At 60.8% G+C, this 15,378-nt stretch carries 14 protein-coding genes; 7 read left to right on the forward strand and 7 right to left on the reverse strand.

Features of this window, described 5'->3' with window-relative positions:
- Positions 1 to 13: 13 nt before the first annotated feature.
- The 5 genes from DQ405_RS01845 to DQ405_RS01865 all read right to left on the reverse strand — a co-directional run bounded on the left by DQ405_RS01845 (position 14) and on the right by DQ405_RS01865 (position 6,350).
- Positions 14 to 1,099: a polyamine ABC transporter substrate-binding protein gene (locus DQ405_RS01845; protein ID WP_168422651.1), complete on the reverse strand. Its 1,086-nt coding sequence runs from the start codon at positions 1,097 to 1,099 to the stop codon at positions 14 to 16.
- Between the two features lie 251 nt (positions 1,100 to 1,350).
- A complete protein-coding gene (locus DQ405_RS01850; RefSeq protein WP_168422652.1) occupies positions 1,351 to 2,448 on the reverse strand; it encodes a polyamine ABC transporter substrate-binding protein in 1,098 nt (365 codons plus the stop codon).
- A 251-nt stretch (positions 2,449 to 2,699) separates the two neighbouring features.
- The gene (locus DQ405_RS01855; protein WP_168422653.1) at positions 2,700 to 4,058 is read right to left on the reverse strand and encodes an aspartate aminotransferase family protein; all 1,359 of its coding nucleotides are present in this window, start codon (positions 4,056 to 4,058) and stop codon (positions 2,700 to 2,702) included.
- A gap of 144 nt (positions 4,059 to 4,202) precedes the next feature.
- Positions 4,203 to 5,558, reverse strand: coding sequence for a glutamine synthetase family protein (locus DQ405_RS01860; RefSeq protein ID WP_168422654.1), 1,356 nt, complete (start codon positions 5,556 to 5,558; stop codon positions 4,203 to 4,205).
- Positions 5,559 to 5,603: 45 nt separating this feature from the next.
- Positions 5,604 to 6,350 carry a gamma-glutamyl-gamma-aminobutyrate hydrolase family protein gene (locus DQ405_RS01865; protein ID WP_168422655.1) on the reverse strand — a complete coding sequence of 249 codons (747 nt, stop codon included), beginning with the start codon at positions 6,348 to 6,350 and terminating at the stop codon, positions 5,604 to 5,606.
- 252 nt (positions 6,351 to 6,602) lie between these two features.
- On the opposite strand from DQ405_RS01865, the gene DQ405_RS01870 reads away from it, so the two are divergent.
- From DQ405_RS01870 to DQ405_RS01900, 7 genes are all read left to right on the forward strand, one after another.
- Positions 6,603 to 7,979 carry a glutamine synthetase family protein gene (locus tag DQ405_RS01870; protein ID WP_168422656.1) on the forward strand — a complete coding sequence of 459 codons (1,377 nt, stop codon included), beginning with the start codon at positions 6,603 to 6,605 and terminating at the stop codon, positions 7,977 to 7,979.
- A gap of 166 nt (positions 7,980 to 8,145) precedes the next feature.
- Positions 8,146 to 8,805, forward strand: a complete 660-nt coding sequence (locus DQ405_RS01875) for a TetR/AcrR family transcriptional regulator (protein ID WP_168422657.1) — start codon at positions 8,146 to 8,148, stop codon at positions 8,803 to 8,805.
- A 136-nt stretch (positions 8,806 to 8,941) separates the two neighbouring features.
- The gene (gene aguB, locus DQ405_RS01880; RefSeq protein WP_168422658.1) at positions 8,942 to 9,820 is read left to right on the forward strand and encodes an N-carbamoylputrescine amidase; all 879 of its coding nucleotides are present in this window, start codon (positions 8,942 to 8,944) and stop codon (positions 9,818 to 9,820) included.
- Positions 9,821 to 9,914: 94 nt separating this feature from the next.
- A complete protein-coding gene (gene aguA / locus DQ405_RS01885) occupies positions 9,915 to 11,030 on the forward strand; it encodes an agmatine deiminase (RefSeq protein WP_168422659.1) in 1,116 nt (371 codons plus the stop codon).
- 27 nt (positions 11,031 to 11,057) lie between these two features.
- Positions 11,058 to 11,732 carry a hypothetical protein gene (locus DQ405_RS01890; protein ID WP_168422660.1) on the forward strand — a complete coding sequence of 225 codons (675 nt, stop codon included), beginning with the start codon at positions 11,058 to 11,060 and terminating at the stop codon, positions 11,730 to 11,732.
- A 134-nt stretch (positions 11,733 to 11,866) separates the two neighbouring features.
- The gene (locus DQ405_RS01895; RefSeq protein ID WP_178113968.1) at positions 11,867 to 12,460 is read left to right on the forward strand and encodes a lytic murein transglycosylase; all 594 of its coding nucleotides are present in this window, start codon (positions 11,867 to 11,869) and stop codon (positions 12,458 to 12,460) included.
- Between the two features lie 98 nt (positions 12,461 to 12,558).
- Positions 12,559 to 12,942, forward strand: a complete 384-nt coding sequence (locus DQ405_RS01900) for a hypothetical protein (RefSeq protein ID WP_168422662.1) — start codon at positions 12,559 to 12,561, stop codon at positions 12,940 to 12,942.
- A 59-nt stretch (positions 12,943 to 13,001) separates the two neighbouring features.
- Here DQ405_RS01900 and DQ405_RS01905 read toward each other — a convergent pair whose 3' ends face one another.
- Both DQ405_RS01905 and desA read right to left on the reverse strand, forming a co-directional pair.
- A complete protein-coding gene (locus DQ405_RS01905; protein ID WP_168422663.1) occupies positions 13,002 to 14,000 on the reverse strand; it encodes a GGDEF domain-containing protein in 999 nt (332 codons plus the stop codon).
- 141 nt (positions 14,001 to 14,141) lie between these two features.
- A complete protein-coding gene (gene desA, locus DQ405_RS01910; protein ID WP_168422664.1) occupies positions 14,142 to 15,332 on the reverse strand; it encodes a delta-9 fatty acid desaturase DesA in 1,191 nt (396 codons plus the stop codon).
- Between the last annotated feature and the right edge of the window lie 46 nt (positions 15,333 to 15,378).

Genomic DNA, 15,378 nt, shown 5'->3' on the forward strand with positions numbered 1-15,378 from the left:
CACTTCGTCGTCGTTACTGGCCGGACTTCACTTTGGTCCAGCTACGGGTCTTCAAGCGCAACACCTTCTGCGACAGCTCGGCGGAGACATACAGCCGATCCAGCACTTCCTGCGGCGGGTAGACCGAGGGGTCATTGCGCACTTCCTGATCCATCAATTCATCGGCTTTCGGGTTGGGGTTGGCATAGCCCACGTAGTCGCTGACCGACGCGATCACGTCCGGCTTCAGCAAGTAGTTGATGAATGCATGAGCTTCGTCGACATTCTGCGCGTCCGCCGGGATGGCGAGCATGTCGAACCAGAGATTGCCGCCTTCCTTGGGAATCGAGTAGGCGATGTCGATGCCCTTGCCGGCCTCGTCGGCGCGAGCAGCGGCCTGGAAGACATCCCCCGAGAAACCGGCGGCGATGCAGATATTGCCATTGGCCAGATCGGAAATGTACTTGGACGAATGGAAGTACCGCACGTACGGGCGCACTTCCAGCAGCTTGGCTTCGGCCAAGGCGTAATCTTCGGGGTTCTCACTGTTGGGGTCCAGGCCCAGATAGTTGAGCATGGCCGGAATCATCTCGTCGGCCGAGTCCAGAAAAGCAATGCCGCAACCGGCGAGCTTCTTGGCATTTTCTGGCTCGAACAATACCGCCCAGGAATCCACCTTCTCGATCCCCAGTGCGGCGGTCACCTTCTCGACGTTGTAGCCAATGCCGTTGGTTCCCCAGAGATAAGGGGCAGCGTAGGCATTGCCGGGATCGTTCTTTTCCAGCTGTTTGAGCAGCGCCGGGTCAAGGTTTTCCCAGTTCGGCAGCTTGCTCTTGTCCAGTTTCTGGAAAGCCCCGGCCTGGATCTGCTTGCCTAGGAAGTGATTGGAAGGCACCACCACGTCATAGCCCGTGCGGCCGGCAAGGAGTTTGCCCTCGAGGGTTTCGTTGGAGTCGAAGACATCATAGACAGGCTTGATGCCGGTCTCTTTCTCGAATTCTTCCAGCGTGGTTTCGCCGATGTAGTCAGACCAGTTGTAAATGTGAACGGTATCGGCCTGCGCGGTAGCGGCGCCGCCAACGGCAGCGGCGATGATGAGCGACTTCAGTGTCGAGTGCATGGGATTGTCCTCTTGTTACAGACCGCACCTGCCGCAGCGGGCGAAAGGCGGGCTGTTTATTGGAAAAACCTCGAAAAATCAACTGGAAGAACGCAACCGGTGATGCGGCCATGCTCCAGAAACAAACTGCACGTGAAGAATGCCGGCCAGAAATGCGGTTCCGTGCATGCCATCCTCCCGATAAGAATGCCGGCGGTTGTCCCGCCGGCGTATCGCCAGACCGCTCCGAAGAGCGGGCCTGAGCGCCTCGATCAACGACCCGACTTGATCTTGGTCCAGCTGCGGGTCATGGTCCGTTGGGTTTTCGGATCGAGATCCGGGAACGTGTAGAGCTTCTGCAGCACAGCCTGGCTCGGATAGATGCCCGGATCGGTTCGGATCGCCTCATCCACGAGAGGCGTCGCCGCCGCGTTTCCGTTGGGGAACTGGACGTAGTCGGTGATCGACGCCATCACTTCGGGCTTCATCAGGTAGTTCAGGAAGACATGCGCGCTCTCGACATTCTTCGCGTCGGCCGGAATGGCCAGCATGTCGAAGAAGGTGCCGGCGCCTTCCTGAGGAATGTTGTACTTCACCGTGACCGCGTTGCCCGCTTCCTCGGCACGCGCCTTGGCCTGGTACACATCGCCCGAATAGCCGATGGCGACGCAGACGTTGCCGTTGGCCAGATCGGAAATATATTTGGAGGAATGGAAGTACGCCACGTGCGGGCGGATCTGCATGAACAGCTCTTCGGCCTTTTTCAGCTCGTCCGACTTGGTGGAGTCCGGTTCATAACCGAGATAGTGCAGCGCCGCCGGGATGATTTCTGTCGGCGAGTCGAGGAAAGACACGCCGCAGGATTTCAGCTTTTCCATGTTTTCAGGCTTGAACACCAGATCCCAGGAATTCACCGGGGCGTCTTCGCCGAGCGCGGCCTTGACCTTCTCGGGGTTATAGCCGATGCCGATGGTGCCCCACATGTAAGGAACCGCGTACTGGTTGCTCGGATCGCTCGGTTCCAACGCCTTGAGCAGATCCTTGTCGAGGTTTTCCCAGTTCGGCAATTTGCTCTTGTCGAGTTTCTGGAATACCCCGGCCTTGATCTGCTTGGCCAGGAACGGGTTGGACGGCACGACCACGTCATAGCCCGAGCTGCCCGCAAGAAGCTTGGCTTCCAGCACCTCGTTGCTGTCGAAGACGTCGTAGACCACCTTGATGCCGGTTTCCTTGGTGAAGTTTTCCAGAGTGTCTTCGGCGATGTAATCGGACCAGTTGAAAACGTGCAGCACCTTGTCTTCGGCCTGCGCAGCGCCAGCTACGGCGCCAGCCAGCGTCAGGGCAAGTAGGGTTTTGGCAAAGGGTTTCATCCGTGCAGCTCCTGTTGTCGTCGTTCTGTATCGGGCTAGGGACAGGTCGGAAAGATGAACATCATCTCCCACCGCTTCCTCGCAGCAACCGGTTGCGCCGGCTTCGACACACCCCTCGGTAGTCTGGCCAAAGCACGCGCGCAGTCTGGCAAGGTCGGTGTCCGTTTTTCAACAACCCGAACGCGGTTCGCACCCACGTTCGTAACATTAGCTCTTGGCGGTGCTGAGCACCTTCGTTCGCACCCTTTCGGTCAGCCGAGCGCGTCCTTGGCGGTGGCATCCAGGCACAGGCGAACCTTGCCGATCAGCTCGTCGATCTGCTCTTCGTTTATCACCAGAGGCGGCGAGATGATCATGGTGTCACCCACCGCGCGCATCACCAGACCGTTACGGAAGCAATGCTCACGACAGAGCATGCCCACCCCTGGATCGGCAAAACGCTCGCGGGTCTTCTTGTTCTTTACCAGCTCCAGCGCGCCAAGCATGCCCACGCCCCTCGCCTCACCCACCAGCGGATGCTCGACCAGCTCCTGCCAGCGAGACTGCAAATAAGGTGCCGTCTTGCTCTTGACCCGCTCGACGATTTTTTCTTCGCGCATGATGCGGATGTTTTCCAGCGCCACCGCGGCCGCCACCGGATGCCCCGAATAGGTGAAGCCGTGGTAGAACTCGCCGCCCTCATTGAGGGTGTGCACCACTTCGTCGCGCACCACCACGCCGCCCATGGGCAGGTAGCCCGAGGTCAGGCCTTTGGCAATCGGCATCAGATCCGGCGCATTGCCGTAGTAGTCACTGCCGAACCACTCGCCGGTGCGCCCGAAGCCGCAGATGACTTCGTCGGCGATGAACAGAATGTCGTAACGCGCGAGAATCTCGCGGATCTTTGGCCAATAGCTGTCCGGTGGAATGATCACTCCACCTGCGCCCTGGATCGGCTCGGCGATGAAGGCGGCGACCTTGTCTCCGCCCACCTCGAGAATCTTCTGCTCGAGTTGCTCGGCGACGCGCGTGCCGAACTCGTCCGGATCCAGATCACCACCCTCGCCGAACCAGTAGGGCTGGTCGATATGCTCGATCCCTGGGATCGGTCCATCGCCCTGCTCGTGCATCGCCTTCATGCCGCCAAGGCTGGCACCGGCAATGGTCGAGCCGTGGTAGCCGTTCCAGCGACCGATGACGACCTTCTTCGCCGGCTGGCCCTTGATCGCCCAGTAGTGCCGCACCATACGCAGCACAGTGTCGTTGGCCTCCGAGCCGGAACCGGTGAAGAACACGTGGTTCATGCCTTCCGGGGCGATTTCGGCGATGGCCTGGGCCAATGCCAGCGCTGGCGGATGCGCGGTTTGAAAGAACAGGTTGTAGTAGGGCAGTTCGCGCATCTGGCGAGTCGCCGCCTCGACCAGCTCCTCACGACCGTAACCCAGGTTCACGCACCAGAGCCCGGCCATGGCATCGAGGATCTTGTGCCCTTCGCTGTCCCACAAATAGACGCCCTCGCCGCGGGTGATGATGCGCGTGCCCTTGGCGTTGAGCGCCTTGAAATCGGTGAACGGCGGCAGGTGATGGTCGCGGCTCAGGGCTTGCCATTGCAGGGTTTGCGAATCGCTCATCAGTCACCTCTTTTATCCGTGATTTTCGATGGATGAAAAGCTCGTCCATCCGAAGCCTCCGGCCAAACGTGGGGTAGATCACGCCTAATCGATCCACCCCACGGGGCCATGGTGGATCGATGAAGCGCGATCCACCCTACAGCGTTACACCGAGAGCATCAGAAACTCGCGCTCCCAGGAGCTGATCACCCGGTGGTAGTTCTCCTGCTCGGCACGCTTGACTGCGACGTAGCCGGTGATGAACTTCGGGCTCAGGTATTTCTCCAGCTCGCGGCAGTTCTCCATCCGCTCCAGCGCCGCCTCCAGGGTCAAAGGCAGGCGCAGGTTGCGGCGTTCATAGCCTCGCCCCTTGACGGGCTGGCTCGGCGTCAGCTCCTCGACCATGCCGATGTAGCCACATAGCAGGCTGGCAGCGATGGCGAGATACGGATTGGCATCGGCACCTGGCAGGCGGTTCTCGACACGACGGTTCTGCGGGTCGGAATCCGGTACGCGCAGGCCGACGGTGCGGTTCTCTTCGCCCCACTCGACGTTCACCGGCGCCGATGTGTCGGGCAGGAAGCGACGGAACGAATTGACGTTCGGCGCGAACAGCGGCAGCAGCTCGGGAATGTACTTTTGCAGGCCGCCGACGTGATGCAGGAACAGCTGGCTCATGGTGCCGTCGCTGTTGGAGAAGATGTTGCGTCCGGTCTCGTCGATCACGCTCTGGTGCAGGTGCATGGCGCTGCCCGGCTCGCCCGTCATCGGCTTGGCCATGAAGGTCGCCGCGACGTTGTGCTTGAGCGCGGCCTCGCGCATGGTGCGCTTGAATACCAGTATCTGGTCGGCCAGGTGCAACGCCTCGCCATGACGGAAGTTGATTTCCATCTGCGCGGTGCCTTCTTCGTGGATAAGGGTATCCAGATCCAGCCCCTGGGCCTCGCACCAGTCGTACATATCTTCAAACAGAGGGTCGAATTCGTTCGCCGCATCGATGGAAAACGACTGCCGACCCGTTTCCTGGCGACCCGAGCGGCCGATGGGCGGCTGGAAAGGCAGATCGGGGTCCTCGCAGCGCTTGGTCAGGTAGAACTCCATCTCCGGCGCGACGATCGGCTGCCAGCCCTTGGCGGCGTACATCTTCAGCACACGCTTGAGGATGTTGCGCGGCGATATCTCGATGGGATTGCCCATCTTGTCGTAGGTGTCGTGGATCACCTGAGCGGTGGGTTCGATGGCCCAGGGCACGAGAAATACCGCGTCTGGATCGGGGCGACAGAACATGTCGATGTCGGCGGGATCAAGCAGCTCGTAGTAGATGTCATCCTCGACGTAATCGCCGGTGACGGTCTGCAACAGCACACTCTCAGGAAGGCGCATGCCCTTCTCGTCGAGAAATTTGTTGGTGGGGGAAATCTTGCCGCGGGCGATCCCGGTCAGATCGCTGATCAGGCATTCCACCTCGGTGATCTTGCGTTCTTTCAGCCAGCCGGTGAGCTGGTCGAGCTTGCTGGACATAACGACCTCAGAGATTAATGAAACGAGCGCCGTGCCGGCCCGCGCTCAGCGCCGTCCTGCGCGTTCCCGGCATGCGCGAGCAAAGCCCTCGAACAACGCCAGGTAGTAAGGGTGCTGATGCACCTTCCATTCCGGATGCCACTGCACGCCGAGGGCGAAGCTGCGCGCGCCCTCGACGGAAAACGCCTCGATCAACCCATCCGGTGCCAGCGCTTCGATGCGCAGGCCATGGCCAAGCCGCTCCACGCCCTGACCGTGCACCGAATTGACCTCAATCTGAGCGGGAAGACCGATCTGTTCGAGCAAGCCTCCGGGCTGAACATGCACCGGGTGACTGAGGCCGTACTGCACCTCGACCGGATCGTCCGCTCGCTCGCGGTGATCGGCGAAGGGGCCGGCTTCATGAACCTTCTGATGCAAGCTGCCGCCGAAGGCGACGTTCATTTCCTGAAAGCCACGGCAAACGCCAAACACCGGTATGCCAGCTTCTACCGCGGCGCGGATCAAAGGAAGTGTCAGCTGATCACGCGATGGGTCATGAGGCGTGCCTTCGGCACTGGCGGGGCCGCCGTAATGGTGCGGCTCGACATTGGATGGCGAGCCGGTAAAGAGCAGCCCGTCTACGCTATCAAGGAGAACAGCGGGATCAATCAGGTCGCCGAGCGCCGGGATGACCAGCGGCATACCGGCTACAGCCGCCGCGCGCAGGTACTTGTCGCCGGCAATGTGGAAACTGTGGTGGCCGATCTGCCTGGTACAGGCCGAAACGCCGATCAAAGGCACGCGAGGCATGGGATACTCGTCTTTCCAGGGTGGGCTCGTCGGAGAGTAGTCTTGTTCATTTTTATAGACAATAGCCGACCGATCGACCTTCCGAAAGCGACCGCAGCGCCGCGCAGCTTTTTTCGGTACCGCCCCAGAACCGCCCACTGTGGGCGCTCTTGGGGCATTCAGAGGCGCTATTGACAGCGAGTTGGCTTTCCGATTGACTCCAAGACATGTTGTTTGCTGATTGAAATTTTTAACAATTAAGGTGTTTTCATCATGCTTCCGCCGCCGCGTGCCGTTCAGCTCAATGAAGCGAACGCGTTTCTGAAAGAACACCCGGAGGTCCAATACGTCGACCTGCTGATCGCAGACATGAACGGTGTCGTGCGAGGCAAGCGCATCGAGCGTGCCAGCCTGCATCGGGTGTACGAAAAAGGCATCAACCTCCCCGCTTCGCTGTTCGCGCTCGACATCAATGGCATCACCGTGGAAAGCACCGGGCTGGGCATGGACATCGGTGATTCGGACCGGACCTGCTTCCCCATCCCCAACACCCTGAGCAATGAACCCTGGCAAAAGCGCCCCACCGCGCAGCTATTGATGACCATGCATGAGCGCGACGGCTCGCCATTTTTCGCCGATCCGCGCGAAGTGCTGCGCCAGGTGGTCAGCAAGTTCGATGCGCTGGGCCTGACCGTCTGCGCTGCGTTCGAGCTGGAGTTCTACCTGATCGACCAAGAGAACGTGAACGGTCGCCCACAGCCGCCACGCTCGCCAATTTCCGGCAAGCGCCCGCACTCGACCCAGGTCTATCTGATCGATGACCTCGATGAATACGTCGATTGTCTGCAGGACGTCCTCGAAGGCGCCAAGGAACAGGGCATTCCCGCCGATGCCATCGTCAAGGAAAGCGCCCCGGCGCAATTCGAGGTCAACCTTCACCACGTTGCCGACCCGATCAAGGCCTGCGACTACGCGGTGCTGCTCAAGCGACTGATCAAGAACATCGCCTACGACCACGAGATGGACACCACCTTTATGGCCAAGCCCTACCCCGGCCAGGCCGGCAACGGGTTGCATGTCCATATCTCGCTGCTCGACAAGAATGGCAACAATATCTTCGCCACCGACAATCCGCTGGAAAGCGAAACGCTGCGCCATGCCATCGGCGGCATTCAGCAGACCATGGCGGCGTCGATGGCCTTCCTCTGCCCCAACGTCAATTCGTACCGCCGTTTCGGCGCGCAGTTCTATGTTCCCAACGCACCTTGCTGGGGCCTGGATAACCGCACCGTGGCGCTGCGTGTCCCAACCGACAGCCCCGACGCCGTGCGCATCGAACATCGCGTAGCCGGGGCGGACGCCAACCCGTACCTGCTGCTCGCCGGCGTGCTGGCCGGCATCCATCACGGGCTGACCAACAAGATCGCGCCGGACGAACCAATAGAAGGCAACTCCTACGAGCAGGTCGAGCAAAGCCTGCCGACCAACCTACGCGATGCGCTGCGCGAGCTGGACGACAGCGAGATCATGGCGCGCTACATAGACTCGACCTACATCGATATCTTCGTTGCCTGCAAGGAGAGTGAGCTGGCCGAGTTCGAACACTCGATCTCCGATCTGGAATACAACTGGTACCTGCATACCGTTTGATCGGAAGCCCGGTTGCGCAGGTCGTCCCGCGCAATCGGCGGTTGGCTCAAGCGTGCCGACCCCACTCGGCCACGGTACGCCTCTTCGCCGCGCATGCCGTGAATACGACGCCGTGGTGGCCTGCCTGTTTGCCACGAGGCAACCAAGTGGCTTCCAATAGGCGACTATGAAAATACCCGACAGCTCGCCCCTCCCCACGCCAAGCCGCAAGCCTCGCGCCAGCAGCCAGGCGCGTATCGCGCAGATCCTCCGCGCCGCACGCGAGCTGCTTGCTGCTCAAGGCGTGGTCGGGCTTTCGATCTACAGCGTCGCCGAACGCGCCGGCATTCCACCGTCCTCGGTCTATCACTTCTTCGCCAACGTTCCAGCACTTCTCGAAGCCTTGACCGCCGATGTGCATTCGGCTTTTCGTTCAAGCCTTGAGCAACCTGTCGATCACCTGGCCTTGAACAGCTGGCAGGACCTGTCCCGGCTGATCGAGCGGCGCATGCTGGCCATCTACGAGGCGGACCCCGCAGCCCGCCAATTGATCCTCGCCCAGCATGGGCTGACCGAAGTGACTCAGGCGGACCGGCAGCACGACACCGAACTCGGCGAACTGATGCAGGTCCTTTTTGAACGGCATTTCCATCTACCCGCACTGCCGGACGATGTCGAGGTATTCGCCCTGGCGCTGGAGCTTGGCGACCGGGTTTACGCACGATCAGTGCATTTGCATGGTCGAATTACTGCGCGAATGGCCGAAGAGGGTATGCGCGTCTTCGATGCGTACCTGGGGCTTTACCTGCCGCCCTTCCTGCCCAAACGTGAGCAGCCAAACGGATAACCGATACTTATCGGTAAATTACCGCCTTAAAAGCTGGAATGGCGGAAATAACGCTTCAAAACCGGATAACTATCGAATAGATTTCGCAACACCCGAGACAGGGTCCCACTCACGCCAGCATTCGCGAGGTTTTCCAATGTCCCGCACCGTTACCGTCGCCGCCACCCAGATGGCCTGCTCCTGGGATCGCCAAGCCAACATTGCCAATGCCGAGAAGCTGGTCCGTGAAGCGGCTGCCAAGGGCGCGCAGGTGATTCTGATCCAAGAGCTGTTCGAGACGCCCTACTTCTGCCAAAAGCCGAACCCCGAATATCTGCAACTGGCCAGCTCCGTCGAGGAGAACCCGGCGATCCAGCATTTCCAGAAAGTCGCCGCTGAGCTGCAGGTTGTGCTGCCGATCAGCTTCTTCGAGGTGGCTGGCCGCGCCCGCTTCAATTCCATTGCCATCATCGATGCCGACGGCAGAGTACTCGGCGTCTATCGCAAGAGCCACATCCCGGACGGCCCCGGCTACCACGAGAAGTACTACTTCAATCCGGGCGACACCGGCTTCAAGGTCTGGAATACCCGCTACGCCAAGATCGGCGTGGCCATCTGCTGGGACCAGTGGTTCCCCGAGACGGCGCGCAGCATGGCGCTGATGGGTGCCGAACTGCTGTTCTATCCAACGGCCATCGGCAGCGAGCCGCACGACCCGAACATCACCTCGCGTGATCACTGGCAGCGCGTGCAGCAAGGCCATGCCGGCGCCAACCTGATGCCGCTGATCGCGAGCAATCGTATCGGCACCGAAGAACAGGACGGCTACGACATCACCTTCTACGGTTCCTCATTCATCGCCGACCAGTTTGGCGCCAAGGTCGAGGAAATGGACGAGACCAGTGAAGGCGTGCTGGTGCACCAGTTCGATCTCGATCAGCTTGAGCACATTCGCAGTGCCTGGGGTGTGTTCCGTGACCGTCGCCCGAATCTGTATAGCCCAATCAAGACGCTGGATGGCTCGCTGGAGTCCTGATCAAACCTTTGACCTACAGTAGGAGCGCGAGCTGCAGCGCCGCATTGGCAATCAAGCTCGCGCCTACAGGCAGCGCACTCTACGGAAACGACCGATGACCACCCTCACCACCACGCCGCGTGCCGACGACTATCACATGCCAGCCGAGTGGGCACCGCATAGCCAGACCTGGATGGTCTGGCCGCAGCGCCCAGACAACTGGCGCGACCAGGGCACGCCGGCGCAAGCGGCCTTTACCGCGGTGGCCAAAGCCATAGCGCGCTTCGAGCCGGTCACGGTCTGTGCTACCGCCGAGCAGTACGTGGCTGCGCGGGAACAACTCGACGACCCGCGTATCCGCGTGGTGGAAATCAGTAGCGACGATGCCTGGGTACGCGATACCGGCCCGACCTTCGTGATCAACGGCAAGGGCGGCCTGCGCGGCGTCGATTGGACCTTCAACGCCTGGGGCGGACTGAACGGCGGGCTCTATGAGGACTGGCAGCGCGACGATGAAGTGGCGCGCAAGATCCTCGAGATCGAGCGCTGCGACCGCTACCGCACCGAGGGCTTCGTCCTTGAAGGCGGTTCGATTCATGTCGACGGTGAAGGCACGCTGATCACCACCGAAGAGTGCCTGCTCAACCGAAATCGCAACCCGCACCTTTCTCGCGAAGAGATCGAACGGGTGCTGGCCGATCATCTGGCGATCGATAAGGTCATCTGGCTGCCATACGGACTGTACAACGACGAAACCGACGGGCACGTGGACAACTTCTGCTGTTTCGTTCGCCCAGGCGAGGTCCTGCTGGCCTGGACCGATGACCGCGACAACCCGAATTACGAGCGCTGCCAGGCCGCCATGAGTGTACTGGAGCAGGCGCGTGATGCCTGGGATCGACAACTGGTGGTACACAAGATGCCCATCCCAGGACCGCTTCACGCCACCGAAGAAGAATGCGCCGGTGTCGTGCCGCTGGTCGGCACCCAGCCGCGTGATCCTTCGATCCGCCTGGCCGGCAGCTACGTGAACTTCCTGATCGTCAACGGCGGCATCATCGCCCCGTCATTCCGCGATCCACTGGATAGCGAAGCAGAGGCTATTCTTAGCCGCGTGTTTCCACAGCATCGGGTCGTCATGGTACCGGGTCGCGAGATTCTGCTCGGCGGCGGCAATATCCACTGCATCACCCAGCAGCAGCCCGCCGCGTCGAACCGCCCTTCGGCGTAGCGCACCCATCAGAGGAGATCGCCGGGCATGCATTTCAGAGCCGTTCTACTGTGCATGTTGCTGGCGCCATCGGTTCAGGCGATCGAGGCCTATTCGTGCCGCAACGGCTTCTTCCCGGCATTCGCAGGCCAGGTGCAACAGGCCGAACTGGTCGCTGACAGCGGCCAGCGGGTGCACTTCAGAGACGATGCCGCCGGCTGCCCCGAAGATGAGTCCTGCCTGCAGAAAGCCTATCTTGTGGATGGTGACAGGCTTCTTGTCGGCAACCAGGCGGATGGCTGGGCCTGCGTCTGGTACTTTGCCGAGAAGCGCGAGTTCGTCGGCTGGCTGCCCGCAAGCCACATCGACATTGAAGCCTCACAAACACCCACGGCCGACGACTGGATTGGCCGCTGGGTGCCGATTGCGGGCAGCAACAGCATCGTCATCAGCCGTCCCTCGCCGGCCGGCCCGCTTTTCGCCGAAGGCGACGCGACCTGGTATGGCGGTCTCAACAGCCATGGCGAGAGGATCGTCCATGTCGGTGCATTCGCGGGCGAGGCACGGCCTTCCGGCGATTTGCTGAAGATCGCAGAGGGCGATGACGACTACGACTGCAGCGTCACCTTGCAGTACGTTGCAGGTAACCTGGTCGTGACCGACAACAGCCATTGCGGCGGGATGAACGTTCGGTTCGATGACGTCTACCGCGAAGCGCCCTAGGGCTTTGTCTGATCCCGCTTCCTTGAAGCGCAGCCGATCTGGTCTAGAGTTCAGGCTTTCAGACGACGGCGGTGCCAGCACGGCAGTCGCCACCCCGATCACCTGACCTTAAACAGGAACATGCTGCTGTGCTGATGCCCCGTTCTGCCCTGCCGGCTTTGCTGGCCCTTGCGCTTGTCACCAGCGGCTGCGATGACGATGGCGACCCCGGCGCCGATCCCAGCGCTGGCTACGTCCCGCCGACCCTGGAACAACTTCCCGACTGCAACCGGATAGCCGCAACGCTTGGGCCGATGATCGACGGGCTGGTGCTGGTCGACGAAGAAGACGGCGGGCGCTACGACAATGTGACTGTCTACGGCATCAGCTGCACCTGGCTATCCAAGGAAATGCAATCCGGCAACGCGTTCGAGATGGTCAAGGGCGGCGGCTTGTCGATCGGCATCAGCGTGGACCCGGAGCCATCGGACGCGAAGCTGCTTCGGCAGATTGGGATGATCTATGACGATCACAGGGTTGAGGACATCGGCGGATTCGTCGTGGACCCGAGCAAGCAGTTGGATCCAGCTGCCCAGCTGGGCATCGTCGGCCCGCAGGTGGTTGTCGGCAGAGTCACTGTTATCGCGGCGGCGGGAGGCATTGCGCTGCAGAAGGTCGAGAGCATGCAGGGCATCACCAACGACCAAGCCATTGAAGGTGCGGTTGCCGTTCACAAGATGCTGCGTTGAGGTCACAGAAACTGAACTGACAAGGCAATGAAAACACTAAGCGCAGCGACAGCGCAGAACATAAAACAGGAAACAGGAAACAGGAAACAGGAGCGAACATGTCTTTAGCAACAGGGCTGCAAACGCTTTCCATGGCCGGCGTACTCATGCTGATCAGCCTCAGCGGACAGGCTCAGGAACCGAGCCATCAAACGATGATGTCGAACATGCACACCCAACTGGCCAACTTCGGCGGCTCCATGCACACGACGGCCAAGGTCTGCGGGGACTCCTCAGACGAACAGCTGGCCGAGCAAAAAGAGAAGCAAAGAGCCCTGTCGATCCAGAACGGTATGGACACGGCCGCTTTTGACAAGGCCTTCAACGCCGGTGCAAGCGAGGCGAAAACAAAATGGGCAGCCATCCCGGCGTCTGAACGTCAGGCCAAATGCGACGAGTTCAAGCAAGAGATGGAAGCGTTAGGCCAGCAGTTCATGCAATGACAGCGCTCGCATAGGCCATCGGTCGCGGCGAGCGGCGCCGTACCAGCCCAAGGCGCCACTCAGGACACGATCACCTGATTCTTGCCCAGGCGTTTGGCGGTATACATCGCCGCATCGGCACGAGCGAACATTGCGCTCAGATCCGGATCGCTGGCTCTGATATAGGTCACGCCGAGGCTGATGGTGACACCGAAACGCTGGCCGTCTGGGCTGGTGAAGACCAGTCGCTGAATCTCGCGCTGCAGCCGTTCGGCGATCTGCTCAGCGAGGTCAGGCTGGCAGCCGGGTAGCAGCAAAGCGAATTCTTCACCGCCAATGCGACCGAACAGATCGCCGCGACGCAGTACCGATGAGCCGCACTGGGCTACGCGCTGCAGCACCTGGTCGCCCGTCTGATGCCCATGGGTGTCGTTGATTCGCTTGAAGTCATCGATATCCAGCAGCTGAAAAGCCAGCGGACTCGCGTATTGCCGGGCCAGATCGAACTCGCGCTGAGCGCATTCGAAGAAGTAGCGTCGGTTGCTGCTCTGGGTCAGCACGTCGGTGGTGGCCAGCCGCTGCAGTTCACCTTCGAGCTGCTTCTTTTCCGTGATGTCTTCGGCGATGCCGACGATGATCGGCCCGCGCGAGCTATCCTCGCTGCCCGCGATGAAGCACTTGTCGCTGAGCCAGCGCAGTTGCCCGTCGGCACGGATGATGCGGTACTCACGCTCTTCGACGGCGCCCTTGTCCAGAACCTCGAGCATGCTGCGCTGCGCGTATTCCAGATCATCGGGGTAGATGCTGTTGCGCCATTCGCCGAAATCCGCCAGCAGCAACGCGACGGAGCGGCCAAACACCTGCTCGTATGCCGGGCTGACGTAGATCATCTGCTGGGCCTTCCAATCAAACGCCCAGAGCACAGCCTTGACCGCACCCATCAGGGTGCTGAACAACTGTTCACGCTCGCTCAGGCGCTCGACCTCACCGCGCGCGTGCATGAGAGCCAACAGGGTTTGCGCCTCAGTCGGGGGAAGAATGCCAACCCCCGTATCGCTTCGCGACTTCACCACATTCATACCTGCATTCCCAAATGGCGCCGGCACCAGCGGAGGCCCACTAGGGGTTGCTGTCGCGTTAGCACCAGAATGCAGTTCAGAGAGCGCCGGCTGAGCAAAGTTCCAGCCGGCGCGCCCATCGTGAAACGCGCCGATCGGAGGTCAGGCGTGGGCGACGGCCGGCCTCAGCGAGTAGGTTCTCAGGTGCTCGGCGAACTCGCGCAGCGATTGGATACCGCTGGCTTCGGCTTCCTGCACCCATTGTTTCATCGCGGCGAGCATGTCATGGCCGTTGGCGCTGGTACGGGTCCATATCTGCTGCAAGGCCAGACGCTGCTCGTAAATGATGCGCAGCGACTGGCTCTGTTCCAGGATCACCGCGATACGCGCCTGTTGCTCATCCTGCAGCAGGCTTGGTTCACGCGACAGCAGCCGCTTGGCCCGGCGAAACTGATGGCGCATCGAGGCATCGGCGCGCTCCAGTTCCAGGCGCACGAGCGGCTTGATCACCAGCTTGCGGTACTGCGCCATGATCTGGAAGCGGTTGTTGAGAATCGCCATGGCGCTATCCATGTCCAGCTGACGCTTGGCCGTGACGCGGTGGGCGATGGGCGCGGTGCGATTCACTTTCGCCAGGCCAAACAGGCTGAACAGCTTGATCCAGGCCCAGCCCATGTCGAACTCCCACTTGCGCACCGACAGCTTGGCCGAGTTCGGATAGGTATGGTGATTGTTGTGCAACTCTTCGCCGCCAATGAGGATGCCCCAGGGCACCAGGTTGGTCGCCGCATCCCGGCATTCGAAGTTGCGATAACCCACGGCATGTCCCAGCCCGTTGACCACCCCGGCGGCCCAGAGCGGGATCCAGATCATCTGCACCGCCCAGACAGTCAGGCCGATCACACCGAACAGCGCCAGATCGAGGCCAAGCATCAGGACGATACCCAGATTGGGGAAGCGCGAATACAGATTGCGCTCGATCCAGTCATCCGGGCAGTTTTTGCCATAGATGCGCAGGGTTTCTTCGTTCTTCGCTTCTTCCATGTACAGCTCGGCGCCGCGCCGCAGAACCGTGCCGAGCCCTTTCTGCACCGGGCTATGCGGGTCGTCCGGCGTTTCGCATTTAGCGTGGTGCTTGCGGTGGATGGCCGTCCATTCACGGGTGTTCATCGCCGTGGTCAGCCACAGCCAGAAACGGAAGAAATGTTTGAGCCCAGCATTCAGCTCAAGCGAACGGTGAGCGGAATAGCGATGTAGATAAACGGTGACCGCAACAATCGTCACGTGAGTCAGTAGCAAGGTGGCCGCGACCACTTGCCAGGCCGAGAGGTTGAGAAATCCGGTGTACCACATGTGTAGCAGCCTCGCAGCGAAGAAAAACCCGGGCCGGCAGCGCCAG

The sequence above is a fragment of the Pseudomonas sp. SST3 genome (genome assembly GCF_003325755.1).